This is a genomic window from Cupriavidus sp. GW821-FHT02F09 (genome assembly GCF_059421605.1).
This window is the reverse complement of sequence record NZ_JBWKVH010000002.1, coordinates 325,103-350,603: the sequence shown is the minus strand read 5'-3', so window position 1 is coordinate 350,603 and position 25,501 is coordinate 325,103. Positions and strand designations below refer to the sequence as shown.

Here is a 25,501-nt window from a genome sequence, read left to right as displayed (position 1 = left end):
AGCGCCGCATAGCGCTCGCCGTTGCCCGAATCCGCTGTGCCCGATGCCATGGAGAATGCGCGGTTGCCCGCCCAGAATGCCGATAGCGCCTATAAGGCCGATAGCGCCGATAGCGCCGATCCCCAGGCCGGGGAGCTGATCTACCGTATCCACGCCGCGCGCGATGATGATGGCTGGCGCGGCGTGGTTGCGCTGGTGCGCGATCAGTTCGCCGCGGGCACGGCCGTGCTGGCGCGGCGGCACCTGGCCGGCGGCCAGGGCGCGGTGCTGCACGGCGCCCCGGACGACCCGGCGTTTTTTCGCACCTTTGCGCAGTACTCCGCGCGCAACCCGTGGTTCCTCTCCAGCACGGCCTACCAGCCCCTGCAGGTGATCAGCGGCGACGACATGCTGGGCAGCGGCGACCTGGTCCGCACGGACTACTACCAGGCGTTGCTGCGGCCCCATCGCTATCTGCATCGCTTGTGCGGGGTGGTGGCGCGCGAGGCGGATGTCGTCTACTACCTTGAGTTGTACCGGCGCGAAGACCAGCGGCGCTTTGCCAGCAAGGAGAAGGCGGAGTTCCGCGGCCTGCTGGCGCATATGGCGCTGTCGCTGGAAAACCGCTGGCACCGCCACAGCGCCGCCGACCTGAGCCAGGCGCTGATGTGCGTCATCGACGGCCATCCTAACGCGACCTTCCTGGTGGAGCAGGATGGCCGCATCGTCTACTGCAACCGCAGCGCGCAGGCGCTGTGCGGGCAGGGCAGCGGCCTGTACCGGGATGGCGAGTATCTTGCCGCGGTGATGCCGACCGATCACCGCACCTTGCATGAGATGCTGGCCACGCTGGCCGGGGCTTCCCAAGGACTTCCCTCCATGGCCGGTGACACGCGCGACGCCCACCCGGGCCAGGCCACGCTGGTGCCCACGCAGGTGCTGTCGGTTTCCGCGCCCGGCTTTGCCTTGCCCACGACGCTCACGTTGCAGCCCGCCGGTGCATCCATGCGCAACGGGCTGGGCGAGGAGCGCGCGCTGGTGGTGGTCAGCGCGCGCCGGCAGGGTGCGGAGCATGCGCACCACGATTGCCTGTTCGCGCGCCAGTTCAAGCTGAGCGAGGCCCAGGCGCGGGTCAACGCGCTGGTCTTCGCCGGCCACTCCATTGCCAGCCTGGCGCAGGTACTGCACGTGTCCGAGAACACGGTGCGCAGCCACCTCAAGCAGATCTTCCAGAAGACCAACACCCATGGCCAGATGGAATTGGTGCGCCTGCACGCGCAGCATTGCCCGCCGGCCTGAACGTCCCTCACCTGGCCATCGCGCCGTTGCCTTGTCCGCTGCCTTATCCATTGCCTCATTCAATTGGGTGAGGCCACCTCACCCAGCCACATGATGTGCGGAATCCTCGTCGTGAAGGATTCGCATCTTCGCGGGCCTGCTTATAGTTGACCCGTCGCCACGCGGCCGCCGCGAGGCAGCCGGCGCCAACAGAAAAAGAACAACCAGAACCCGTCACGCAGGAGATACGCCATGCTAGGCCTGACGTTGCTTTACGTAGGTGCCGTGCTGTGCCTGAACGGCTTGTGGCTGCTGGGCAAGATTGGCGACCGTGAGATCTGGGTCGTCAATATCTTTGCCGGCGGGGTGACGATGCTGGTGTCGCTGAGGCTGATCTTCGGCGGCGAGGCGGACAGCGCATCCATCAAGGCCGGCGCGCTGACGCTGCTGTTCACCTTCACCTACCTGTGGGTTGCGCTCAACCGCTTCAACGGCGCGGACGGGCGTGGCCTGGGCTGGTTCAGCCTGTTCGTGTCGGTCACGGTGATTCCCGTCGCCATCGATGCGCTGCGCCATGCCAACTCCGTCTGGGATACCTGGTTCGCCTGGTGCTGGGTCGGCTGGGGGGTGCTGTGGTTCCTGTACTTCCTGCTGCTGGCGATGCAGCGCCCGATCCTGAAGTTCACCGGTGTTGCCACTGTCCTGGCAGGTATCGCCACCGGCTGGCTGCCAGGCTATCTGCTGCTGAGCGAATCATTCAGATAGACCGCAAAGACGTACCGCAAAGATCGACCACAGCGCGGCGGCGGGCAGCCGCACGCGACCAACGCTGATCCAGGCATGCAGCCAAGGCGGCTGCATCGTTTCAAGGCCGCAATCCGGCGACTGACCGGACACACACCAAGGAGACAGGCACATGGCAGATACCCTGATCAAGGTCGATCTCGCGCAATCGGCGTACGAGAACGAACAGGTCCACAACCGCTGGCACCCGGACATTCCCATGGCCTGCTGGGTCAATCCCGGCGACGAGTTCATCCTGGAAACCTATGACTGGACCGGCGGCTTCATCAAGAACAACGAGTCGGCGGATGACGTGCGGGACATCGACCTGTCCATCGTCCACTTTCTCTCAGGGCCGGTGGGCGTGCGCGGCGTCAAGCCGGGCGACCTGCTGGTGGTCGACCTGCTGGACGTAGGCGCCAAGCCCGAAAGCCAGTGGGGCTTCAACGGCTTCTTCTCGAAGAAAAACGGCGGCGGGTTCCTGACGGACCATTTCCCGCTGGCGCAGAAATCCATCTGGGACTTCCACGGTGTCTACACCACGTCGCGCCATGTGCCCGGCGTGGAGTTCGCCGGGCTGATCCATCCCGGGCTGATCGGCTGCTTGCCCGATCCCAAGCTGCTCCATACCTGGAACGAACGCGAGACAGGGCTGATCAAGACCGACCCCGATCGCGTGCCGCCGCTGGCCAACCCGCCGTTTGCCGCGACCGCCCATATGGGCAAGCTCGTTGGCGACGCCGGCAGGCGGGCGGCAGCCGAGGGCGCGCGTACCGTGCCGCCGCGCGAGCATGGCGGCAACTGCGACATCAAGGACCTGTCACGTGGCTCGAAGGTGTACTTCCCGGTGTATGTGGATGGGGCAGGGCTGTCGGTCGGCGATCTGCACTTCAGCCAGGGCGACGGCGAGATTACCTTCTGCGGCGCCATCGAGATGGCGGGGTGGGTGCACATGCGGGTGAACGTGATCAAGGACGGCATGGCGAAGTACGGCATCAAGAACCCCATCTTCAAGCCCAGCCCGATCACGCCGACCTACAACGACTACCTGATCTTCGAAGGCATCTCGGTCGATGAACAAGGCAAGCAGCACTACCTGGATGTCAACGTCGCCTACCGCCAGGCCTGCCTGAACGCGATCGAATACCTGACCAAGTTTGGCTACTCGCGCGCGCAGGCCTACGCCATCCTGGGCACGGCGCCGGTGCAGGGGCATATCAGCGGCGTGGTGGACATCCCCAACTCCTGCGCCACGCTCTGGATACCGACGCAGATCTTCGACTTCGATATCCGGCCGCAGGCCAATGGACCGACTGTGCATATCAAGGGCGGTGCCGACGTCCTGCTTTCGCAGGATGCGGCCTGAATGCCGATCTGAGCGCCAGCCAGAGATGTGAAGTCCCGGCGAGCGCGGGCTCCCGCCTTCCTCCTCCTTCCCAAAGGGGGCCCGCGCTTGCCACTTTCCACCAAGCGGAGAGACCTGTATGCCCATGTATGAATACGCCTGCGAGGCGTGCGGCAGCTTCACCGCGGTGCGCCGCATCGACGAGCGCGACGCGCCGCAGCCATGCCCCGGCTGCGGCCACGCGGCCCGGCGCCAGGTCACCGCGACCATGCTGGCCCTGATGCCCTCGTCCCGCCGCGTCGCGCACGCGGGCAACGAGCGCAGCGCCCACGCGCCATCGAGTTCCCAGGGGCACCGCCATGGGCCAGGTTGTGGCTGTTCGGGCGGCAGCGTCGGCCTGGCCGGCAAGCCGGGCGCGGCCAAGTCCTTTCCCGGCACGCGGCCCTGGATGATCAGCCACTAGGGGAACCAGCCCGATGGGAACCAGGCCGATCGCCATCCAGGCTATTCGCCAACGACGATCGAGCCGCGCACCTGGTCCAGCAGCGGCAGCCATGCGCCGCGCGCCGTGTCGCGGCACGAGAGGATGAGCAGCAGTTCCTGGTCCGGCGTATAGATGTCGAAATGCTGCACGTAGATCGTGCCTTGCGCGCCGGTGCGCACGTAGTTGATTGCAATCGCCGGCCAGCCACCGATTTTTTCGATGCGGGGCTCGTCGATGGAGAGCATTTCCCTGCCCGATGTCTTCAGGGAGTCGCGCATCCTGCGCTCGAAGCTCGCCGCGTATGCCAGAAGCAGTGACCTGTCGAACCGGCGGACCTGCTCGGGCGTGACCGGCGCTTGCGCCATCGAGTTGACGATCACGGCCGCGTACGGATTCTGCACATTGGATACGGCATGCAGGAGGTTGACCGTCTGGCCCGCCGGCGCCGGGACGATGGAGACACCCCCAGCCGCGTCCGCGATGGTGCCGTGGGTCCGTCCCCGGGCCCCGGACAGGATGGTCCAGTCCTTGGGAACCTGAACGGCAACCTGCCTGGCAAGCACGATCCGCACGAAAGGCACTGGCGCGCCCCCACCGGCCTGGGCGAAACACGGCGCGGAATTCAGGGCCAGGCCCAGCGCGCAGGCAGTCGCTGCCCCCAGCACAAGCCTGCCGCATTGCGCACGCATGCTCCCTCCGTCGTGATCCCGAACAGGAACAATATAGACGCGAAGCGGCTATCCGGCACGGATCCGGGCGTCGCACGAGCGCTATCGTCGTTGTCCGGCCCGATGCCGGGGTGCACGCCAGTGGCCGCTGCGGCTGGCGGGTCCCATGCGCATGGGACAGGGGGGCAGGGGGGCGGGGCAGGAGAGGGCTTAGCCCGCCACCACATTGCGCGGCGAGCCGGCCGCGAACGCCGCGATATTGTCGATCAACTGGTCCGCCAGTGCCTGGATGGCCTCCCGGCTCGCCCAGGCCACGTGCGGCGTGAGCAGGAAGGCGGGGTGGTCGCGCAGCGCGTGGAACGGGTGGCCGGGGCCGGGGGGCTCCTGGGTGGCTACGTCGAAACCAGCCCCGGAAACCTGTCCTTGCCGCAGCGCGTCGACCAGTGCGGCCTCGTCGACCAGGCCGCCGCGCGCAGTGTTGATCAGCAGCGGGCGGCGCGTCATCTGCGCGAACTCCTCGCGGCCGATCAGCCCCGCGTTGGCGGGGGTCAGCGGGCAGTGCAGCGTGATGATGTCGCTCAGGCGCAGCATGTCCGCGAAGGGCGTGTGTTGCGTGTCGGCGCTGTGCTGGCCCTTGCGGGCGGCGTACAGCACCTTGAGTCCCAGCAGCCGGGCGATCTCGCCCACCGCGCGGCCCAGGGTGCCGCCGCCGACGATGCCGATGGTCGAGCCGGCGAGGTCGTGGATCGGATAGTCGTGAAAGCAGAACTGCCCCGAGGCCTGCCAGCGGCCCGAGCGCACCGCGTCGCAATAGGCATGCAGGCTGCGGCGCAGCGCGAAGATCAGCGCGAAGGTGTGCTCGGGCACCGTATGCACGGCATAATTGCGCACGTTCGACACGCAGATGCCCCGGGCGGCGCAGGCGCGCAGATCGACGTGGTCGGTGCCGGTGGCCGCGATCGCCACCAGGCGCAGGCTGGCGGCCTCGCGCAGCACCTCGGCCGGCAGCTTGACCTTGTTGGTGATCACGATCTGCGCGTTGGCGATGCGCGCGGCCACTTCATGCGGCGCGGTGGCGTCAAAGACCGTCAGCTGGTGCGCGAACGGCAACGCGCGCAGCACGGTCTCGGGGGCCAGCGTGCCGCGGTCCAGGAAAACGACTTCCGGCGTGGTCTGGGTTGGATTCATGGGGTTTGTGGTGTTTGCCTGTCGGTAAGCCTGGGTGGTGAATGCGCCACGCCTCTGGCCATCGGCCGGAGCACGTGGACCGGCCATGGTGGCCCCGGGCGCCCAAATTGACAATGCCGTTCTCGTCCACTAGCCTTTCCCGATTCTCAAACCTCAGGGCATGGCTTGACGGCCCTGGCCATCCGGCCGCCATCGATGCCGCCGCCCACCGGACGCTTTCGCGTGATCAATCCCGCCCATCTCGACCTGCAGTCCCTGCGCCTGTTCCTGGTGGTGGCGCAGAGCGGCAGCTTCACCAAGGCCGCCGAGCGCACCCACATGACGCTGTCGGCGCTCAGCCGCCGTGTTGCCGACTTGGAAAAGACCACCGATTGCGCCTTGTTCGTGCGGATGCCGCGCGGGCTTGAACTCACCCCGGCCGGCGTTGGGCTGGTCGGCCATGCGCGGGCGGTGCTGGATACCGTGAATCGCCTGGCGGGCGACATGAGCGATTTCGCCATCGGCGTGCGGGGGCATGTGCGCGTGTGGGCCAACACCTCGGCCGTCATCCAGTTCATGCCGCGGGACCTGGGCGTGTTCCTGCACGCGCAGCCGCTGATCCGCGTCAGCCTGGAGGAGCGCATGAGCGGCGAGGTGATCGCGGCGGTGGCGGGCGGGCAGGCGGATATCGGCGTGTTTGCCGACAACGTCGCGGCCGGCACGCTGGAAAAGTTCGAATACCGTCGCGACCGCCTGGTGGTGCTGGTGCCGCCAGATCATCCGCTGGCGGCGCGCGCCGAGGTGGCCTTTGCCGATGCGCTCGAATTCGATTTCGTTGGTCTCAACCAGGGCAGCTCGCTGCTGCAGCGGCTGGCCGACGCCTCGGCCGCGCTGGAGCGCGTGCTCAAGCTGCGCGTGCAGGTCAGCAGTTTCGATGCGATCTGCCGCATGATCGAGGCGGGCCTTGGCATCGGGGTCTTGCCGGAGGGCGCCGTGCGCGCCGAGATACTTGGCGCCGGGTTGCGCGCCATCCGCCTTGCTGATCCGTGGGCCTCGCGCACGCTGTGGCTTGGCGTGAAATCGGTCGCGGCGCTGCAGCCCGAGGCGCGCAAGCTGTTCGATCACCTGCTGGCGCCGCACTGAGGCGGCCGCTTCAGCCTTGCGTTTTCGGAAAGGGTGCTGGCGCAATCCGACATGTTCATGTGCCCGCGCGACTGCCATGATGGCTCCCGGCTAAACCGCACAGAGAGCAAGCGCGACATGATTGACCACCTCGACCACCTGGTGCTGACCAGCACGGATGCCGGCGCGACCATCGATTTCTATACGCGCGTGCTCGGCATGCAGCTGGAAACCTTCGGCGAGAACCGCGTGGCGTTCCGCTTCGGCAACCAGAAGATCAACCTGCATGTGCGCGGTGCGGAGTTCGAGCCCAAGGCGCACCTGCCGGTGCCCGGCGCGCTGGACCTGTGCTTCATTGCGTCGATCCCGCTCGATGCGGTGATCGAGCGGCTGCGCGCCGCCGGCTGGCCCATTGTTGCGGGCCCGGTCGCGCGGACCGGCGCCACGCAGAAGATCCGCTCCGTCTACGTGCGCGATCCGGACCTGAACCTGATCGAGATCTCCGAGCTGGACGCGCCGTGACCGGCGCGACGGCGTTGAATAACGTGCCGGCGCGAGCGCTGCGCGTTCTGCTCGCGCCCGATTCGTTCAAGGGCAGCCTGGACGCGCCGGCGGTGGCCCGGCATATGGCCTGCGGCATCCGCCATGCGCTGCCGCACGCCGTGGTCACGCAGGTACCGATTGCCGATGGCGGCGAAGGCACGGCCGCCGCGGTGGCCGCGGCATGCGGCGGGCGCTGGCATGCGGTGGAGGCGACGGATGCCAACGGCCAGCCGGTGCGCATGCCGTTTGCCGCCTGCGAGAACGCGGCGCTTGGCACCTTTGCGATCTTCGATGTGGCGGCCGTGGCCGGCCTTCCCGATGCGGTGGCGGCGCCCGGCGCGCGCACCACGCGCGGGGTAGGGCAGGCCATACGCGGGATTGCCGCGGGAGGTTTCGCCACCATCGTCATTGGCCTGGGCGGCTCCTCGACCAACGATGCCGGCGCCGGCATGCTCTCGGCGCTGGCGTTCGACTTCCTCGATGCCGCGGGCGAGCGTGTCGACCCGGTGCCCGACAATCTTGCATCGATCCGCAGCCTGCGCCCTCGGGTCGATGCGGACCTGCTGCATGGGCTGCGCCTGGTGGCGCTCACCGACGTCACCAGCCCTTTGTGCGGGCCGGATGGCGCCAGCATGATGTTTGGCGGACAAAAAGGGGTGACGGACCTCGCGCAAGCGGACGAGGTAATCGGCGAGTTCGCGGCCCGTTGCGAGCTGGCGCTCGGTTGCCACGCAGCGCAAGCGCAGGGCGCGGGCGCTGCGGGCGGGCTGGGCTTTGCCTTGCGGCTGCTTGGCGCGCCATTGCTGCCGGGAGGCCGCTTTATTCTCGACACTGCCGGGTTGGCGACGGTGGCCGGGTACGACTGGATCCTGACCGGCGAAGGCCGCTCAGATCGCCAGACCTTGCTTGGCAAGGGCCCGGCGCTGGTCGCGGCGCTGGGACGCCGGCACGGCGTGCCCGTGACCCTGCTATCGGGAGCGATTGCCGATGGCGCGCTGCTGCGCGAGGCATTCGATGGCTGCTTCTCGGTGCAGGCCGGCCCTGCGTCGCTGGCTTGGTCGATCGCGCAGGGCGGGGCGCTGCTGGAGGCCGCCGCCGCGCAGTTGGCCCGGCTTTATGCGGCCGCGCGGCGTTCCGCTTAGAAGGACGACCAGTCGGACGCCGGCGCCGAAGCCGCAACGGCACGCGGTGCCACCGGCGCGGCGCGGCGTGGCGACGACGCCGCGGGCCGGCTTGCGGCTCGCACGGCATGGGGCGCCGGCGCACTCGCCGCGCCGGCTACGCCATGGTTGCCCAGCCTGAACGCGGCCACCGTGTCGTTCAGCTTGGCGGCTTGCTCTTCCAGCGATTGCGCTGCCGCCGCTGCTTGCTCCACCAGCGACGCGTTCTGCTGCGTCACTTCATCCATCTGGCTCACCGCGTGCGCGACCTGGTCGATGCCGGCGGTCTGCTCGACGGACGCGGCGGAGATCTCGCCCATGATGTCGGAGACGCGCTGGATGTCGCGGATGATCTCGGTCATGGTCGAGCCCGCCTGGTCCACCAGCGCGGTGCCGGTCGTCACGCGCGCCGAGGATTTGTCGATGAGGTCCTTGATCTCCTTGGCGGCGCTGGAGGACCGCTGCGCGAGCGAGCGCACCTCGCCCGCGACGACCGCGAAGCCCCGGCCTTGCTCACCGGCGCGCGCTGCTTCCACGGCCGCATTCAGCGCGAGGATGTTGGTCTGGAAGGCAATGCCCTCGATGATGCTGATGATGTCAGCGATGCGGGCCGAGCTCTCGTTGATCTCGCTCATGGTCGCGACCACGTCGCGGATCACTTCGCCGCCGTGATTGGCGGTTTCCGATGCCGTGGCCGACAGCACCGCAGCCTGGCGCGCGTTGTCCGCGTTCTGCTTGACGGTGGTGGTGAGCTCTTCCATGCTGGCCGCGGTTTCTTCGAGCGATGCGGCCTGCTGTTCGGTACGCGACGACAGGTCGATGTTGCCGGCGGCAATCTGCCTGGTGGCCGCCGCGATCGTTTCGCTGCCCGTGCGCACGGACAAGACGGTTTGCGCCAGGCCGTCCTGCATCTTCGCGATGCCCGACAGCAACTGGCCCATTTCATCCTGCGAGCGGATTTCAACGGGGCGGCTCAGGTCGCCCGCGGTGATGTGGCCGAAGTGCGCGAGCGCCGCGTCGAGCGGGCGCGCAATGGCGCGACGCAGGGCTACCCAGCTATAGATGGCCAGCGCCAGCCCCGCCAGCAACGCGGCAATGGTGATCGTCCTGAAGGTGGCATAGGACGCCTCGGCAGCCTCATAGCTGCGCTTGGCCAGGGCTGACTGGAACTGGCTGAGCGTTTCGCCGCTGGCTTGCAGCGCAGCGTAGTACGGCGTTTGCGCGACCCCCGCCTCGATGATCTTCTGGTGGTCGGCCGACTTGACGGCGGCGGCGAAGGCATCGAGCGCGACGTACAGCGCCTTGCGCTTGGCAATGACATCCTGGGCCAGCCGCTCTTCTTCCGCGTCGCGCGGCAAGGACAGGTAACGCTGCCAGGCGGACTCTGACTGCGCGAGGAATTTCTCCGTGCGGGTCAGCAGTTCGGCAGCGTGGGGAGATTCGGGATCCATGCCAGCGCTGAACAGCGCCGTGCGGACCCGGCCCAGCCAGATATCAGCTTCCGCGATCGCCATGGCGCTCGGCATCTGGTTGGCATACGTGGCGTGGTTCGCCGCATTGCTGCGCGACATGCCGAGCAAGCCCAGTGCACCGACGACGAGCAGCAAGACGGAAAGCACGAGCATTGCAATGGCGAGCCGTGCCTTGATGGTTAAGTTGGGGAGCATTGTTTAATCCATGGATTGAGAAGGATCTCAATGCTCGTTTACGGCGACGCCATTTGAAGTTGAAGCAAGGCTTCGACGCGCACTATGTCTGCTACAACCACGAACGCGCGGAGCCAATCGGGCGCGCGCGTCGTTGGTAGCCCCCGGGCAGGCATGCGGGCGAAGCTGTAGGCCAAACTTGTCTACCAGGGCGAACACAGATTCCCGCTGTCTGGACAATGAAGGCCTCGCGGCCGCTCGCTCGGAACGTGCTGCGAAGCCCGAGGAAGAACGCATGGGAAACCGCCACACATGCCTTCAACGGCGCATTGCGCGCGCTGGCGTGATTGGCGCAGCCACCACCATCTCGCGCACCATCGCGCGAAAGCGCGTCACGGCTGCCGGCAGCGCGCCTTGGCGCATCGCGAGGTGCAGGGGCGCGCTCAGCGGCGGGCTCTCGCCCAGCGGGCGATAGACGATGTCCTCGCCACCCAGGCGGTGCATGGACGCGGGCACCACGGACACGCCAAGGCCTGCTGCCACCAGGCTCAGCGTGGCCGGCAGGCGTGGCGCTTCCTGCGCCACCAGCGGGCTGAAGCCCGCGGCGCGGCAGGCGGTCAGGATCGCGTCGTACAAGCCGGGCCCGGCGGGGCGGCGATAGAGGATGAACGGCTCGCGCGCCAGCGCTGATAGCGGCAGCGCCCCGGCCTGCGCTGCCAGCGGATGCCCGGCCGGCAACGCCGCCAGCATCGGCTCGTCCAGCACGTCGTCGAGTACCAGCCCGGCGGTGCTGCCCACCGGCGAGCGGACGAACGCGGCGTCCAGCCGCTCGTGCAGGATCGCGTCCACCAGCTCGCTGGTGCCGGCTTCCTCCAGCGTCACGGCAACGCCCGGCACGCTCTCGCGAAACCGGCGCAGCACGGCGGGCACGAAGGGGTGCAGGGCGGCGGAGCTGGTAAAGCCCACCGCCAGCCGCCCTTGCTCCCCGGCCGCGGCGCGGCGCACCACGTCGGCCACGCCTTCGGCCCGGGCCAGCACGGCGCGAGCCTCTTCCAGCAATGCCAGGCCGGCCTCTGTCGGGCGCACGCCGCGCGGCAGGCGGCGCATCAGCAAAACATCCAGCTCCTCCTCCAGCCCGCGCAACAGGCGCGTGAGCGGCGGCTGCTGCATGCCCAGGCGCTCGGCGGCGCGGGTGACGTGGCCTTCCTCGGCCAGCACGACGAAGGCGCGCAGCCGGCGTAGCTCAATCATTGCCATACTCTCAAGGTATTGAAAACGTGCTCAATATGCATTGGAAATCATAGCAGTTCGGCTCTATCCTGACGGCATGCATCGGGCATCCACGGAGCACGGCCATGCAAGAACAAGATCTGGGCAATGACAACGACAAAGACAACGACAACGACAAGGACGCCAATCTTCCCGCGTCGTCGCACCCGGGCAACCTGCTTGCGTTCCTGGCGTGGCTAGACGCCATGCCGCGCACCTTTGCCGACACCATGGAGGCATGGCGCACGTCCTGCCCAAGGCTGTCCGCGTGGGAGGATGCGACGACGGCCGGCCTGGTCGGCATGGCGTCCCGGCCCGGCGTGCCGCGCGCGCAGGCCATCGTCGCGCTGACCGCCAAGGGCAGGGCCGCGCTGCAGCAGGCCGGGCAGGCCGCGACGCCAGATGCTCCAGATGCGCCAGATACTCCCGATATTCCGAGACACTAGAACCGAACCCGCAAAGGAGCAGCAATGACTTGGTCAGCCAAGCAATACGTGAAATTCGAGAACGAACGTACCCGTCCGGTGCGCGACCTGCTGGCCGCGGTGCCGGGGCGCGAGCCGCGCGTCGCGGTAGACATCGGCTGCGGCCCGGGCAATTCGACGGAAGTGCTGGCCGCCTGCTTTCCCGGCGCGAGCGTGACCGGGCTGGACAGCTCGGCCGACATGGTCGAAGCCGCGCGCAAGCGGCTACCGGCGTTGAAATTCGAGGTGAGCCGCATCGAAACCTGGTATGACCCGGGCCCTTACGACGTGATCCTCGCCAATGCCGTGCTGCAATGGCTGCCCGACCACGGCCGCCTGCTGCCCGCGCTTGCCGCCAAGCTGGCGCCCGGCGGCAGCCTCGCGATCCAGGTGCCCGACACGCTGGACACGCCCGCGCACCGCCTGATGCGCGAAGTCGCCGCCGACGGCCCGTGGGCCGCCAAGCTGGCCGCCGCTTCGCAGGCGCGTACCGGGCTGCAGGGGGCTGGCTGGTACTACGAACTGCTGCGCGCGCATTGCGCAGCGGTCGATGTCTGGCACACCACCTACCACCACGCGCTGGCCGGTGGCCCTGCCGCGATCGTGGAGTGGTTCAAGGGCACCGGCCTGCGTCCCTTCCTGGATCCGCTGGATGAAGCCGAGCGCGCTGCCTACCTGGAACGCTACACCGCGCAAGTGGCGTGCGCCTATCCGCCGATGGCGGACGGCACGGTGCTGCTGCCGTTCCCGCGGTTCTTCATCGTGGCCACGCGCTGACCGGAACCGGGGCCGCAACCAACAGCGTGCGCAGTCTCAAGCAGCCTCAGGCCTTGCGCAGGTAGCAGGCCTTGAGCATGAAGCTGCCGGCGTCCATCTTGCAATCGACCTCGTGGTCGCCGCCCACCAGCCGGATGCTCTTGACCTTGGTGCCCATCTTCAGCGTGATGGACGAGCCCTTGACCTTCAGGTCCTTGATCAGCACCACGGCGTCGCCGTCGTTCAATACGGCGCCGTTGGCATCCTTCACCACGGCCTGGTCGCTGTCATCATCCTGCGCGGCGGCCACCATGGCCCACTCGTGGCCGCAGTCGGCGCAGACGTAGTTGTCGCCGTCGGGGTAGGTGTTCTCCAGGGCGCATTGGGGGCAGGCGGGGATAGTGGGCATGACGGCTTCCGGTTACTTGAGGCTTGAGGCTTTTGAGGGGCTAGAGTATAGCGGGCGGCGTTGCCGCCCAAAGCCGCTTAGCTTTTCCCAGCGGCCGCGTTACGCTGGCGTGCCACGAGGCGCAGACGCGCGGGACGTTGGTGCGCCGGGCCGGCCTAGTTGCCGTTGCTGTCTTCCTTCGCATCGCGCAATGCCCGCGCCTGGCGGTTGCGTCCGCTGCCGCCGCGCCGCCGGTCCGCTAGCGGCAGGCCGCCGCGCGCGGCCATCTGCCGGGAGCGCTGCTCCAGCCGCATCAGCATGTCATCCAGTTGCGCCACTTCCTTGTCTTCGAGCGCATCCAGCAGTTCAAGGTTGACCTGTTTCGTCAGCGGGAAGATCTCGCCGTACAGGGCTTCGCCCGCAGCGGTCGGCGCCAGCGTGACCTGCCGCGCATCATCGGGCCGCGCCACCCGGCTGATCAGCTTCTTGTCCACCATCGCCGTGATCGTGCGCGAAGCGCGGGGACGGTCCAGGTGGGCCAGTTGCGCCAGCTCGGACGAGCTCATCGCGCCGTGCGCGCCCAGCAGCGCAAGCAAGCGCCATTCCCTGCGGGTAATGCCGAATTGCCCTTCGCAATAGCGGATCACGATGCCGCCGGCATCCGCCAGCAGACAGCTCAGCCGGTAGAGCAAGAGGTCTTCGATCGATTGCGGCTGGCTCAGGCGATCGGAGGCGGGATTGGAAGCTGGCATGGAGGCGGCCCAGGTGAATCGAATCATAGGTTCGTGATCGCGCGCCCTGGCAAGGCGGCGCGCGAGAAGCCGCATTACAGGCCAGCGGCGCCACGGCGTCAAGAAATGCGACGAATGCTACACCGCCGCTGGCGCGCGTTCGGCCACGCCGTATGACCCGTTCAGATAATCCTGATTCTCTCGCACCGGCTTATCCGGCAACCTTCGGCCAACACCCTAGAACAGGCAAGCGCCCCAGCTTGCCGGCCTGAGTTTCGGAGACAACGATGATTGGCATGACCGCGATGAAGCACGTAGGCACTGGCTTGAAGTGGATGGTTTTCGGACCGCTTGCGGCGGGGCTTGCCTCGGGCGCGATGGCCGTGGATGCGTTCCCATCCAAGCCGGTCACGCTGGTGGTTCCCTTTTCGGCGGGCGGCCCGACGGATGTCGTGGCGCGGGCACTTGCGCAGGCGATGTCCAGGGATCTCGGGCAAAGCGTGATCGTGGAGAACCGCCTCGGTGCCGGCGGCACGGTCGCGGCGGCCTATGTCGCGCGGGCCCAGCCGGATGGCTACACGATCCTGATCCACCACAACGGGATGGCGACGGCGCCCGCGCTGTACAAAAAGCTGTCGTACAGCCCGCTGAAGGACTTCGAGTACATCGGACAAGTCGCGGATGTCCCGATGACCCTGCTCGGGCGCAAGGACCTGCCCCCGGCCACCACGCAAGACCTGGTGAAGTACGTCGCCCAGAACAAGGACAAGGTATCTCTGGCCAACGCCGGCCTGGGGGCGGTATCCCAGCTGTGCGGGCTGCTGTTCGAGGAGGCAGTGCATGTGAAGCTGAACGCGATTCCCTACCAGGGCACCGGGCCGGCGCTCACGGCGCTGCTCGGCGGGCAGGTCGACCTGCTATGTGACCAGACCACATCGACACTGCCGCATATCAATGCCAACCGGCTCAGGTTCTACGGCGTGACCACGCCCAAGCGCATCAAGGCGCTGCCCAATGCCCCGACGCTGCAGGAGGGCGGCCTCAAGGGCTTCGAGATGAAAGTCTGGCATGGTGTCTACGCGCCCAAGGGCACGCCGCCAGTTGTCACCGCGCGCCTGACCAAGGCGCTGCAGAAGGGCTTGCAGGACCCGATGGTAGCGAAGCGCCTCGATGACCTTGGCGCCGAGATCGTGCCCGTCGACAAGCAGACGCCGGACGGGCTGCATGGCTGGCTCAAGACGGAAAGCGACAAATGGCAACCGCTGCTGAGAACGATGAAGGTGGAAGCGGACTAACGTTGGAGATGACAGCGGGCCATGGCTCGCCGCCATGGCAAGCACGCCGCCGTGCAACCGCAGCGCGGCGTTTTTGCGTTCGGCGCCGCCTGGGCGCGCGCTGCAGGCATGTCGTTCGCTGATGGCAGCAGCGTCATTTTCTATTTCACCATTCACGCACCCGCTGGCTACCATCGTCTCCACGGGCTTGGCGATTTGCCCCGAGCCCGCACCATAACAATCTGGAAGAGACATGAAACGCTTGATTGTGCAAGTCGGGGTGGGTGCGCTCGTCGGCGTTGGCGCGCACGCCCAGCCGGCATACCCCGACCATCCCATCCGCATGGTGGTTGGCTTCGCCGCGGGCGGCAGCACGGACCTGGTGGCGCGTATCGTCGCCAACAAGGTTGGCATGCTGCTGGGCCAGCCGATCGTGGTCGAGAACCGGGCAGGCGCGGGCGGCAGCATTGCCACCGACGCCGTCGCCAAGAGCAAGGCCGATGGCTACACGCTGCTGTTCGGCACCAGCTCGCACGCCATCAACGCGTCGCTATACAAGACGCTTCCCTATGACAGCGGCGCGGTCGTGCCCGTGTCCATCGTGGCCGCCGTGCCGATGGTGCTCTCGGTGAACCCATCGGTGAAAGCCAGCACGGCAAAGGAGCTGGTCGACGATATCAAGAAGAACCCCGGCAAGTACAGCTACGGCTCCGCCGGCAAGGGCAGCGCGTTGCATATGGCCGTGGAGCTGCTGAAGTACCAGGAGCACCTGGACGTCGTCCACGCGCCTTACCGGGGTGCCAGCCAGGCGATCCAGTCCGTGATGTCCGGCGACCTGCAGTTCATTACCGATGCCGTATCCACCTCCGCGCCCATGATCAAGGCCGGGCGCCTGAAGGCGCTCGCGGTCACCACCAGTACGCGTTCCAGCGTGCTGCCGAATGTTCCGACGATGAAGGAGGCGGGCTTTCCCAACTACGAGGCATCGATCTGGAACATGGTGATGGTGCCGCGGGGCACGCCCGCGCCCGCGATCGAAAAGTTGAGCGTGGCCCTGCAGCAGGCCGTCAAGGATCCTGAAGTGCGGGAGCGGATGGAGAAGATCGGCGTGCAGCCCGTGGTGGATTCCAGCCCGGATAAGGCCGCCAGGTTCGTGCAGGCGGAGACGCGCCGCTGGGCGGAGGTCATCAAGGCGGGCAACATCCAGGCGGACTGAATGCGGGCCCGGCAGGCTATGCGCCAATCCAGGTGGCGCCCGGCCAGGCGCCATCCAGCACCAGGCGCTTGATCAGCGTGACCAGTTCCGCCGAGGCGAAGCTTGCGGCAGGCGACATCCGGCGTGTGGCCGGATGCGCCAGCACGATACGCCGGGAAAGGTTGGGCGAGGTGATCGGTGCCGCGGCCAGCGTCCCTTTTTCCAGCTCTTCGGAGACGGCGGAGCTGGGCAGCACCGTATAGCCAAAGCCCTTGGCAACCAGGGATTTCTGCACGCTCAGGGAGTTGGTCTCGACGGCGATCGTGAGCGTCACCCCCGCCACCGCGCACGCATGCTCGACCACAGTGCGCAGGCCGTGCGGCGCATTGGGCAGCACCAGCGGCAGGTCCCGCAGGCTCTCGATGGTATGCGCGGCGCCCGCGGGCACGGTGCCGGGGGCGCCAATCAGGCAGAGCTGCTCGTCGAGCAGCGCCTCGACCTGCAAGCCGGGGGACGCCTTGATGTCGTACAGCAGCGCGATCTCGACGTCGCCCGCCTCCAGCCATTGCAGGAGGTTGCCCGCGTAACCCACGTTGAGCCGCACGACCAGTTGCGGGTGCTTGCCTTTGACGGTAGCGACCAGCTCCGCGGCCAGCAGCTCGCACGTGCTGGGCAGCAGGCCGACGGCGGCCATGCCGGAGATCGCCCCGGCCACCGGCTGGATCTCCGCCTTGGCCCGGTCGAGCTCGCGCAGTGCGCGGCGCCCGTACTCAACCAGCGTCCGGCCCGCATCGGTGAGGACCATGCCGTGCCGTTCGCGCTCGAACAGCTCTACGCCGAACTCCTCCTCAAGCAGCCGCACATGCCGGGAAACGGCCGGCTGCACGATGCGAAGAAGCTCGGCGGCCTTGGTGGCGCTGCCGGTCTCGGCAATGGCCAGGAGGGCGCGAAGCTGCTTGATGTCCATGGGCGTGATCCTGTGATTCTGGTGGTTGGCCGGCTATCCAAATTACTGATGTAGGAATCAAATTATTCTATTTCATATGAGATTCCATTCAATTTTATGATAACAGCGTTGTTCCCTACCCAGATCACTTCCCATGACAAATCCAAATCCAAATCCTGAGCCTCTTGCCTGGCAAGAGGACATCTTCCAAGTCATCAAGCAAGCCGGGGTCCGGCAAATTGCCTATGTGCCGGATGCCGGGCACTCGCACGTCATCAAGCGGGCCAAGGCCGACCCGGCGATCCGCGACATTGTCCTCACCACCGAGGAGGAGGGCGTCGGCGTTGTCAGCGGCGCGTGGCTGGGCGGCGAGCGCGCGGTCCTGCTCATGCAGAGCAGCGGCGTGGGTAACTGCGTGAACATGTTCTCGCTGCTGGAAAGCTGCCGGTTCCCGTTTTTCACCATCGTGACCATGCGTGGCGAGTACGCCGAGTTCAATCCCTGGCAGGGGCCGATGGGACTGGTTACCGAGGCGGCGCTCAAGCTGATGGGCATCACGGTGTACCGCGTGGACTCGCCGCAAGACGCTGCCGAACTGGTCGACGCGGGCCTGGCTAGCGCCTTCGACGCCGGGCAACGCGTGGCGATTCTTCTTTCTCAAAGCCTCATCGGCCGCAAAAACTGGGTGCGCTGAACCTATGACTACCTTGACCTCCAAGCCGGCGATCGACCGCCGCGAATTTGTTGCCACGCTGCTCAGGCAGTTTCCCGATGCGCTGGTCGTGACCGGTCTCGGCTCGCCTTCGTACGACGTCTTTGCCGCCGGCGACCGCCCGGGCAATTTCTACCTGTGGGGCGCCATGGGCGGCTCAACGTCGGTGGCGCTGGGGCTGGCCCTGGCACAGCCGCAAAAGCAGGTGATCGCCATCACCGGCGATGGCGAGCAGTTGATGGGCATCGGCAGCCTGGCGACCGCCGCGGCGCAGAACCCGAACAACCTCGCGGTGGTGATCCTGGACAACGGCCACTTTGGCGAGACCGGCATGCAGCAAAGCCACACCAGCCTGGGCACCAACCTGGCAAAGGTGGCCAAGGCGTGCGGCGTGCCGTCCACGCTGGAGATCTTTGACATGGAAGAAGTGCAGACGCTGGTGCAGGCAATCAGGAACGCCGACGGCATGACCGTGGCGCAGGTGAGCATCGCCGCCGAAGAGCACCAGCGCGCCTTGCCGCCGCGCGATGGCGTGTTTGTCAAGAACCGGTTCCGCCAGCATCTGGGCTTCGCGCCGTTCTAGCCGTCCTGCCGCAGCTTGCCATCCTGTGGCTCCATCCTGCGAGTCCATCCTGCGCTTTCAATCTGACCGGACAACATTGCACCATGAAGCAATATCAAATGTTCATCGACGGGACCTTCGTGAATGCAAGCGACGGTCGCTGGTTCGAAACCCAGAATCCTTTCACGGGTAAAGCCTGGGCAGAGGTAGCCCGCGGCACGGCGGCCGATGTGGACCGCGCGGCCGGCGCAGCCGATCGTGCGTTCCGCGCGGGCCCCTGGGCGGCGCTGACAGCCACCCAGCGTGGCGCGTTGCTGCGCAAGCTCGGCGACCTGATCGCCAGGGACGCGGAGCGCCTGGCTGAGTTCGAAGTGCAGGACAACGGCAAGCTGCTCGCCGAGATGAGCGGGCAGGTAAAGTACCTGCCGCAGTGGTTCTACTACTTTGGCGGCCTGGCCGACAAGATCGAGGGCACGGTCATCCCGCTCGACAAGAAGGGCTACTTCAACTACACGCGCAGCGAGCCCCTGGGCGTGGTGGCCGCCATCACGCCCTGGAATTCCCCGCTGATGCTGCTGGCGTGGAAGATTGCGCCGGCGCTGGCCTCCGGGTGCACGGTGGTGGTCAAACCGTCGGAGTTCACCTCGGTTTCCGCGTTGGAACTGGCGCTCCTGTTTCAGGAGGCAGGCTTTCCGCCCGGCGTCTTCAACGTCGTGACGGGTTTCGGCGCGGAGGTCGGGTCGCCGCTCGTCACGCATCCGCTGGTCAGGAAGGTCACGTTCACGGGGTCCGATGCCACCGGCCGCGTCATCAACCAACAGTGCGCGGCGCAGTTCAAGCATGTCAGCTTGGAGCTTGGCGGCAAGTCGCCTAACATCGTGTTCAACGACGCCAATCTGGACGATGCCGTCAACGGCGCCGTCTCCGGGATCTTCGCGGCCAGCGGACAAACCTGCATTGCCGGTTCCCGCCTGCTGCTGCAGCAAGACATCCACGATGCCTTCGTCGAGAAGCTGGTGGCGCTGGCCAGGACGGCAAAGCTTGGCAACCCCATGAATGCCTCGACGCAGGTCGGCCCCATCACCACGCCGGCGCAGTACGACAAGGTGCTTTCCTACATCCGGATTGCCAGTGACGAGGGCGCCCGCCTTGTACTGGGCGGGCAGCCTGCGTCGTGCGGGCAAGGGTGGTTTGTCGAGCCGACCATCTTCTGCGGGGTGACGCCGCAAATGCGCATCGCGCGCGAGGAGGTCTTTGGCCCGGTGCTCTCCGTCCTGAAGTTCAAGGATGAAAGCGAGGCGATAGCGATCGCCAACGATAGCTGCTACGGCCTTGGGGCGGGCGTGTGGACCAGCGATATCGGCCGGGCATTCCGCATGTCCGAGAAGATACAGGCCGGCACCGTGTGGGTGAATACCTATCGGGCGGTCAGCGTCATGTCGCCCTTCGGCGGTTACAAGGATTCCGGCCTGGGGCGGGAGAACGGTATCGACGCGATCCGGGCGTATCTCCAGACCAAGAGCGTCTGGATCAATACCGGCGCGGGCTCCGGCAATCCGTTTGCCATGCGGTAGGCGCCAGATTGGTGGGAGAGATCGGCGAGACGTTCACGTGCTTAACCGATCAGCTTTGCCGGGCTCCCGCCGGCAGCCTGCGCCACGCTGATCAGCTCGTCGATCAGGGCGCGCGCGCAGCCGGGCAGCCCCTGCAGTTCGCGCACGATGACCGCGCGCTCGCGGATCACCCATGGTTCGTCCAGCTCGACGATGGCGAGCTTCATGGTCTGGCGGTGCCGCAGCGCCGCGGACAGCGGCACCACGCCAATGCCCACGCCCGCTTCGATCATGCGGCACATGGCTTCGAAGCTGCGAATCTGGATGCGGATCTGCAGCTTGCGCCGTTGCTCGTGGAGCAGATCGGTGAGGAAAGCATGCAGGGTGCTGCCCTCGTGCAGGCTGACGTGCTCGTACTCGAGGGTGTCGGCGAGCGAGACCTTGCTCTTTTGCGTGAGGGGATGGCCGACGGGCGTGGCAAGCACGAGCTTGTCCGTGCTGAAGTGCACCACTTCAAGCCCTTCCGGGTTCACGGGCCCGGAGATGATGCCGAGGTCGGCGCTGCCGTCGAGCACGCCGCGGATGATGTCCCGCGTCAGGCGCTCCTGCAGGTCGACGGTCACGGCGGGGCGCACCGCCATGAAGCGCGAGAGCACTTCCGGCATGAACTCCGTGACCGCGGTAGTGTTCGCGAAGATGCGGATGTGACCGACGGAATCCTTCGAGAACTCCTCGAAATCGCTGCGCACGTGTTCGAACTGCCGCTCGATGACCCGCGCATGGCGCAGCAGCCGTTCTCCGGCGGGCGTCAGCGCCAGCCCCCTGCTCTCCCGGTAGAACAGCCGGGTGCCCAATTGCTCCTCCAGGGACTTGAGGCGCGCGCTGGCCGCGGCGGGGGACAGAAATGCCTTTTTCGCACCGCGAGAGAGGTTTTCTTCCTCGGCGATGCGGGCAGAGAGCCTGAGGTCGGCAAAGTCAAAGTGCATGGATACTCCTTCGCCGCCACTGTACCAAGGGGTCGTCGGTGCCGCAATTCATGCGGTGGGCCCGCTGGCAAAGCGATGGTTTCCATTGAAGCGAATGGCTGGTTCGAGAAAACGAGATGGTCCGATGCCCTCCACTCTGGGAGACTAGCTTCGGTGCGCATTGCACCAGGCGTGCTGCCCATGCGTGGCGACTTCCGGCCGGGCCGGGGCGCCGTGGACCCACTTCTCCCGTTTGCCGCTGCACTGCGCAGGGCAGGCGGGCCCAGACTGAACAAGGCTGCTATGCGTCCCCTGGATGGCATCACCGTCGTTTCCCTCGAGCACGCCATTGCCGCGCCGTTCTGTACCCGGCAACTGGCGGACCTCGGCGCCCGGGTCATCAAGGTCGAGCGGCCCAAGGTGGGTGATTTCGCGCGCGGCTACGATGAGCGCGTGGATGGCCTGTCCTCGCATTTCGCCTGGACCAACCGTTCCAAGGAAAGCCTGGCGCTGGACCTCAAGCACAGCGAGGCCCCGGCCATCCTGGGCAAGCTCCTCGGCCAGGCCGATGTGCTGGTGCAGAACCTGGCGCCGGGCGCGGCGGACCGGCTCGGCCTTTCCTATGCGGCGCTGTCGCAGCGCTATCCCGCCATGGTCGTCTGCGATATTTCAGGCTATGGCAGCGATGGCCCCTACCGGGACAAGAAGGCCTATGACCTGCTGATCCAGGCGGAATCCGGCTTCGTCTCGATCACCGGCACCCCCGATAGCCCCGTCAAGGCTGGCTGCTCCATTGCCGATATCGCGGCTGGCATGTATGCCTACTCCAACATCCTGGCGGCGCTGCTGCAGCGCGGCAGGAGCGCAAAGGGCGCGCATATCGACGTGTCGATGCTGGAGAGCATGGTCGAGTGGATGGGCTATCCGCTTTACTACGCGTTCGATGGCGCCACGCCACCGCCGCGGGCCGGCGCCTCTCACGCCACCATCTTCCCGTATGGCCCGTTTGCCGCCGGCGACGGCAAGACCATCATCCTGGGCCTGCAGAACGAGCGCGAGTGGGATGCCTTTTGCCGCGTCGTGCTGGAGCGGCCGGAACTGACAACCGACGAACGCTTTGTCTCCAACTCCCTGCGCACCCAGAGCCGCGCGGCGCTCACCGACATCATCACGACGGTGTTCTCCGCCCTGACCATCGAGGCGGTGATCGAGCGGCTTGAGCGCGCCCAGATCGCCAATGCCCGCATGAACGACATGCGCGACGTCTGGAACCATCCGCAGCTCAAGGCGCGCGAGCGCTGGACGTCCGTGCCGTCGCCCGTGGGCATCATTCCGGCGCTGCTGCCGCCCGGCACGCCACAGTCGTTCGCGCCGCGGATGGACGCGATTCCCGCGCTCGGCCAGCATAGCAAGAGCATCCTGCTCGAACTTGGCTACACCGCGGACGACGTGGTTCGGCTCAGTGCCGAAGGCGCGATCTGACCCTATGCCTTCCATCCCGGATAAAGATCCCATGGCCGCCGCCGCTATCGCCCGTTCCTATCTCTTCGTGCCCGCCAATCGTCCCGAGCGTTTCGCCAAGGCCAACGCCTCGGGCGCGGACGCGGTCATTCTCGACCTCGAGGACGCGGTGTCCGACGAGGACAAGTGCCGGGCTAGGGGGCTGCTGGAGGCGTACCTGGCCGACGGCGGCTGCGCCATGGTGCGGATCAACGCCACGCAGACCGAATGGTTTGAGGATGACGTGCGCCTTTGCCGCGAGAAAGGCGTGACGGGCATCGTGCTGCCGAAGGCGGAAAGCGCGGCGGACGTCGCGCTGGTGACCAGGCACCTTCGGCCCGGCGTGCAGGTGCTCCCGCTCATCGAGACCGCCAGGGGCATGGCCAACGTCAAGGAGGTGGCCGGTGCACCGGGCGTCGACCGCCTGATTTTCGGGACCGTGGATTTTCGCACCGAGCTGGGCATCGAGGGCGACGACCAGGAGCTGCTGTTTTTCCGCTCCATGCTCGTCCTCGCGTCGCGGGTCGCGGGCATTGCGCCGCCGGTGGACGGGGTGACGGTTGCGCTCTCCGATGCCGAGGCGCTGCGCAACGCTGCCGAACGCGGGCGGCGCCTGGGCTTCGGGGCAAAGCTCTGCATTCACCCTGCTCAGGTGGGCGAGGTCAACGCCGCCTACCGGCCAACCGAAGCGCAGCATGCCTGGGCCACGCGAGTGGTCGAGCAGGCAAGGTCAGGCCCGGGCGCATTCCAGCTCGACGGCGAGATGATCGATGCGCCTGTCATTGCACGCGCTATGAGCCTGCTCGAGCGCGCGGGCCGGGCGCCGGCCTGATCCGCATCAACGACTGACCATGACCAGAACATAACCACAGAGAGATTGATGGACACTGCCAACCTGAAGGCGTGGATCGGTAAGTCAACCGAGTCCCAGGACGACATCACCGCGTTTCCCGTCAAGGCGCTTAGCGCGACCCTGGACCGCGAAGACGCGGCGCCCGTGCACGGCGATGCCTTGCCCCCGCTCTGGCACTGGCTCTACTTCTTGCCGCTGCACCGGCAGTCCGAGCTGGGCATCGACGGCCACGCCAATCGGGGCGGGTTCCTGCCGCCCGTGCCGCTACCGCGCCGCATGTGGGCCGGCGGGCGCCTGCGTTTTCACCAGCCGCTGCGCCTGGGCGATGCCGTGTCGAAAACTTCCACCATCCTGGATGTAAGCGCCAAGGCGGGCCGCACCGGCTCGCTGGCCTTTGTGACCGTGGAGCATCGGTACTCGGGGCCGCAGGGCCTTGCGGTGACGGAGGAGCACGACATCGTCTACCGCGAGGAAGCCATCCCGGGCGCGGCCGCGCCGGACCCGATCGCCGCGCGCACGGACGAGGACTGGTCCCGCGAAATCGTGCCCGACCCGGTGCTGCTGTTCCGCTTTTCCGCGCTGACCTTCAATGGCCACCGGATCCACTACGACCACGACTACGTGACCACTGTCGAGCACTACCCGGACCTGATCGTCCACGGCCCGTTGCTGGCCGTGCTGCTCCTTGACCTGGTACGCAGGAACCTGCCGGACGCCACCGTCAGCAGTTTTTCCTTCAAGGGCGTGCGGCCGACCCATGTGCCCCAGCGTTTCCAGGCCTGCGGCAAGCTGAGCGACGACGGCAAGACGGTCGCGCTGTGGATTCGCCAGGCGGGCGGCGCTCTCGCCATGACCGCCACCGCTGAGCTTGGCTAAGCCAGGCACCTCCAGATCCAGCCGAACCAGGCAAAGACGAACACTCATGGAGACATCTCGTGCTGAACAAAGTTGATGAACACCAGGAAATCCGCGAAGCCATCCGCGACTTGTGCGGGCAGTTCTCGTCGGAGTATTTCCGCAAGATCGACGAGGCCCGGGGCTATCCCGAGGCATTCGTCAATGCGCTGACCGCCGCTGGCTGGCTGGCGGCCCTGATCCCCGAGGAATACGGCGGCTCGGGGCTGAGCCTCACGCAAGCCTCGGTCATCATGGAAGAGATCAACCGTGCCGGCGGCAACTCGGGCGCCTGCCACGGCCAGATGTACAACATGGGCACGCTGCTGCGCCATGGCTCAGGGCAGCAGAAGCGCGAGTACCTGCCGAAGATCGCGAGCGGCGCGCTGCGCCTGCAATCCATGGCGGTCACCGAGCCGAGCACCGGGACGGATACCACCAAGATCAAGACCACCGCCGTGCGCAAGGGCGACAAGTATGTCGTCAACGGGCAGAAGGTCTGGATCTCGCGGGTGCAGCACTCGGATCTCATGATCCTGCTGGCGCGGACCACGCCGCTGGCGGAGTGCAAGAAGAAGTCGGAAGGCATGTCCATCTTCCTCGTCGACCTGCGCGAAGCGATCGGCAAGGGCCTGACGGTGCAGCCGATCCTCAACATGGTCAATCACGAGACCAACGAGCTCTTCTTCGACAACCTGGAGATCCCGGCGGAGAACCTGATCGGCGAGGAGGGCAAAGGCTTCAAGTACATCCTGGATGGCCTGAACGCCGAGCGCACGCTGATTGCCGCGGAGTGCGTCGGCGACGGCTACTGGTTTATCGACAAGGTGACCAGCTACGTCAACGAACGCATAGTGTTCGGCCGGCCCATCGGCCAGAACCAGGGCGTGCAGTTCCCCATCGCAAGGGCGTTCGTCAACGTGGAGGCGGCGAGCCTGATGCGCTTCAAGGCTGCCAAGCTGTTCGACGAGCACCAGCCCTGCGGCGCCGAAGCCAACATGGCCAAGCTGCTGGCCGCGGATGCCTCCTGGGAGGCCGCCAACGCCTGCCTGCAGTATCACGGCGGGTTTGGCTTCGCCGCGGAATACGACGTGGAGCGCAAGTTCCGCGAAACCCGCCTGTACCAGGTCGCGCCGATCTCGACCAACCTGATCCTGTCCTATGTCGGGGAGCACATCCTTGGCATGCCGAGGTCGTTTTGACGCTTCGTTGGGAGGATTGGATGGCGGCGTAGCGCCGGTGCCTGGCGCCACGCCGCGCGGCG

Annotated in this window: 26 protein-coding genes; 18 read left to right on the top strand and 8 right to left on the bottom strand. The window is 66.7% G+C overall.

Features of this window, described 5'->3' with window-relative positions; genetic code table 11:
* The first annotated feature begins 63 nt into the window (after positions 1-63).
* From AC07XB_RS04325 to AC07XB_RS04310, 4 genes are all read left to right on the top strand, one after another.
* Positions 64-1,278: a helix-turn-helix transcriptional regulator gene (locus AC07XB_RS04325; protein WP_492813982.1), complete on the top strand. Its 1,215-nt coding sequence runs from the start codon at positions 64-66 to the stop codon at positions 1,276-1,278.
* A gap of 231 nt (positions 1,279-1,509) precedes the next feature.
* Positions 1,510-2,022, top strand: a complete 513-nt coding sequence (locus AC07XB_RS04320) for an AmiS/UreI family transporter (RefSeq protein ID WP_174427428.1) — start codon at positions 1,510-1,512, stop codon at positions 2,020-2,022.
* Between the two features lie 151 nt (positions 2,023-2,173).
* Positions 2,174-3,406, top strand: coding sequence for a formamidase (gene fmdA, locus AC07XB_RS04315; protein ID WP_492376187.1), 1,233 nt, complete (start codon positions 2,174-2,176; stop codon positions 3,404-3,406).
* Positions 3,407-3,524: 118 nt separating this feature from the next.
* Entirely contained in the window at positions 3,525-3,848 is a 324-nt protein-coding gene (locus AC07XB_RS04310) for an FmdB family zinc ribbon protein (RefSeq protein ID WP_492813986.1), read from the top strand.
* Between the two features lie 41 nt (positions 3,849-3,889).
* Here the strand turns inward: AC07XB_RS04310 and AC07XB_RS04305 are convergent, their stop codons facing one another.
* Both AC07XB_RS04305 and AC07XB_RS04300 read right to left on the bottom strand, forming a co-directional pair.
* Positions 3,890-4,558, bottom strand: coding sequence for a hypothetical protein (locus AC07XB_RS04305; RefSeq protein WP_492826458.1), 669 nt, complete (start codon positions 4,556-4,558; stop codon positions 3,890-3,892).
* Positions 4,559-4,747: 189 nt separating this feature from the next.
* Entirely contained in the window at positions 4,748-5,725 is a 978-nt protein-coding gene (locus AC07XB_RS04300; protein WP_492813990.1) for a D-2-hydroxyacid dehydrogenase, read from the bottom strand.
* A gap of 222 nt (positions 5,726-5,947) precedes the next feature.
* Here AC07XB_RS04300 and AC07XB_RS04295 point away from each other — a divergent pair, with 222 nt between their 5' ends.
* The 3 genes from AC07XB_RS04295 to AC07XB_RS04285 all read left to right on the top strand — a co-directional run bounded on the left by AC07XB_RS04295 (position 5,948) and on the right by AC07XB_RS04285 (position 8,511).
* Positions 5,948-6,847 (top strand): LysR family transcriptional regulator, encoded by a 900-nt coding sequence (locus AC07XB_RS04295; RefSeq protein ID WP_492826513.1) that lies wholly within the window; start codon positions 5,948-5,950, stop codon positions 6,845-6,847.
* Positions 6,848-6,964: 117 nt separating this feature from the next.
* Entirely contained in the window at positions 6,965-7,348 is a 384-nt protein-coding gene (locus AC07XB_RS04290; protein WP_183031298.1) for a VOC family protein, read from the top strand.
* A complete protein-coding gene (locus AC07XB_RS04285) occupies positions 7,345-8,511 on the top strand; it encodes a glycerate kinase (RefSeq protein WP_492826456.1) in 1,167 nt (388 codons plus the stop codon). Before AC07XB_RS04290 ends, AC07XB_RS04285 begins: the two co-directional genes overlap by 4 nt.
* On the opposite strand, the gene AC07XB_RS04280 is transcribed toward AC07XB_RS04285, so the two are convergent.
* Together AC07XB_RS04280 and AC07XB_RS04275 are read right to left on the bottom strand one after the other, a co-directional pair.
* Positions 8,508-10,196: a methyl-accepting chemotaxis protein gene (locus AC07XB_RS04280; protein WP_492371603.1), complete on the bottom strand. Its 1,689-nt coding sequence runs from the start codon at positions 10,194-10,196 to the stop codon at positions 8,508-8,510. The two genes, AC07XB_RS04285 and AC07XB_RS04280, sit on opposite strands and share 4 nt — an antisense overlap.
* 297 nt (positions 10,197-10,493) lie before the next feature.
* On the bottom strand, positions 10,494-11,432 hold the full coding sequence (locus AC07XB_RS04275) for a LysR family transcriptional regulator (protein WP_492826454.1): 939 nt from the start codon (positions 11,430-11,432) through the stop codon (positions 10,494-10,496).
* Between the two features lie 98 nt (positions 11,433-11,530).
* Here AC07XB_RS04275 and AC07XB_RS04270 point away from each other — a divergent pair, with 98 nt between their 5' ends.
* Positions 11,531-11,890 (top strand): hypothetical protein, encoded by a 360-nt coding sequence (locus AC07XB_RS04270; protein ID WP_492826452.1) that lies wholly within the window; start codon positions 11,531-11,533, stop codon positions 11,888-11,890.
* A 24-nt stretch (positions 11,891-11,914) separates the two neighbouring features.
* Positions 11,915-12,685 carry a trans-aconitate 2-methyltransferase gene (tam, locus tag AC07XB_RS04265; RefSeq protein WP_492826450.1) on the top strand — a complete coding sequence of 257 codons (771 nt, stop codon included), beginning with the start codon at positions 11,915-11,917 and terminating at the stop codon, positions 12,683-12,685.
* A gap of 46 nt (positions 12,686-12,731) precedes the next feature.
* Here tam and AC07XB_RS04260 read toward each other — a convergent pair whose 3' ends face one another.
* Positions 12,732-13,073 (bottom strand): zinc ribbon domain-containing protein YjdM, encoded by a 342-nt coding sequence (locus tag AC07XB_RS04260; protein ID WP_492371607.1) that lies wholly within the window; start codon positions 13,071-13,073, stop codon positions 12,732-12,734.
* A 155-nt stretch (positions 13,074-13,228) separates the two neighbouring features.
* Positions 13,229-13,804, bottom strand: a complete 576-nt coding sequence (locus AC07XB_RS04255; protein ID WP_492814000.1) for a MarR family winged helix-turn-helix transcriptional regulator — start codon at positions 13,802-13,804, stop codon at positions 13,229-13,231.
* A gap of 275 nt (positions 13,805-14,079) precedes the next feature.
* Between AC07XB_RS04255 and AC07XB_RS04250 the strand changes: the two genes are divergently transcribed.
* Both AC07XB_RS04250 and AC07XB_RS04245 read left to right on the top strand, forming a co-directional pair.
* Positions 14,080-15,078: a tripartite tricarboxylate transporter substrate-binding protein gene (locus tag AC07XB_RS04250; RefSeq protein ID WP_492371721.1), complete on the top strand. Its 999-nt coding sequence runs from the start codon at positions 14,080-14,082 to the stop codon at positions 15,076-15,078.
* A gap of 232 nt (positions 15,079-15,310) precedes the next feature.
* On the top strand, positions 15,311-16,273 hold the full coding sequence (locus AC07XB_RS04245; protein WP_492371609.1) for a Bug family tripartite tricarboxylate transporter substrate binding protein: 963 nt from the start codon (positions 15,311-15,313) through the stop codon (positions 16,271-16,273).
* Between the two features lie 16 nt (positions 16,274-16,289).
* On the opposite strand, the gene AC07XB_RS04240 is transcribed toward AC07XB_RS04245, so the two are convergent.
* A complete protein-coding gene (locus AC07XB_RS04240) occupies positions 16,290-17,219 on the bottom strand; it encodes a LysR family transcriptional regulator (RefSeq protein WP_492371610.1) in 930 nt (309 codons plus the stop codon).
* A 133-nt stretch (positions 17,220-17,352) separates the two neighbouring features.
* Between AC07XB_RS04240 and AC07XB_RS04235 the strand changes: the two genes are divergently transcribed.
* From AC07XB_RS04235 to AC07XB_RS04225, 3 genes are all read left to right on the top strand, one after another.
* A complete protein-coding gene (locus tag AC07XB_RS04235) occupies positions 17,353-17,892 on the top strand; it encodes a phosphonopyruvate decarboxylase (protein WP_492826448.1) in 540 nt (179 codons plus the stop codon).
* Between the two features lie 4 nt (positions 17,893-17,896).
* Positions 17,897-18,493: a thiamine pyrophosphate-dependent enzyme gene (locus AC07XB_RS04230; RefSeq protein ID WP_492371612.1), complete on the top strand. Its 597-nt coding sequence runs from the start codon at positions 17,897-17,899 to the stop codon at positions 18,491-18,493.
* Positions 18,494-18,576: 83 nt separating this feature from the next.
* Positions 18,577-20,046 (top strand): aldehyde dehydrogenase, encoded by a 1,470-nt coding sequence (locus tag AC07XB_RS04225; protein WP_492371613.1) that lies wholly within the window; start codon positions 18,577-18,579, stop codon positions 20,044-20,046.
* 41 nt (positions 20,047-20,087) lie between these two features.
* Here AC07XB_RS04225 and AC07XB_RS04220 read toward each other — a convergent pair whose 3' ends face one another.
* Positions 20,088-21,011 (bottom strand): LysR family transcriptional regulator, encoded by a 924-nt coding sequence (locus tag AC07XB_RS04220; protein ID WP_492826446.1) that lies wholly within the window; start codon positions 21,009-21,011, stop codon positions 20,088-20,090.
* 282 nt (positions 21,012-21,293) lie between these two features.
* Between AC07XB_RS04220 and AC07XB_RS04215 the strand changes: the two genes are divergently transcribed.
* Genes AC07XB_RS04215 through AC07XB_RS04200 form a run of 4 tightly spaced genes read left to right on the top strand, consistent with a single transcriptional unit; the run spans position 21,294 to position 25,439 of the window.
* Entirely contained in the window at positions 21,294-22,472 is a 1,179-nt protein-coding gene (locus AC07XB_RS04215) for a CaiB/BaiF CoA transferase family protein (protein WP_492826444.1), read from the top strand.
* Between the two features lie 31 nt (positions 22,473-22,503).
* Positions 22,504-23,322 (top strand): HpcH/HpaI aldolase/citrate lyase family protein, encoded by an 819-nt coding sequence (locus AC07XB_RS04210; RefSeq protein ID WP_492826442.1) that lies wholly within the window; start codon positions 22,504-22,506, stop codon positions 23,320-23,322.
* A gap of 48 nt (positions 23,323-23,370) precedes the next feature.
* Positions 23,371-24,219 (top strand): HTD2 family dehydratase, encoded by an 849-nt coding sequence (locus AC07XB_RS04205; RefSeq protein ID WP_492826440.1) that lies wholly within the window; start codon positions 23,371-23,373, stop codon positions 24,217-24,219.
* Positions 24,220-24,278: 59 nt separating this feature from the next.
* Positions 24,279-25,439 (top strand): acyl-CoA dehydrogenase family protein, encoded by a 1,161-nt coding sequence (locus AC07XB_RS04200; RefSeq protein WP_492814014.1) that lies wholly within the window; start codon positions 24,279-24,281, stop codon positions 25,437-25,439.
* The last annotated feature ends 62 nt before the right edge of the window (positions 25,440-25,501 follow it).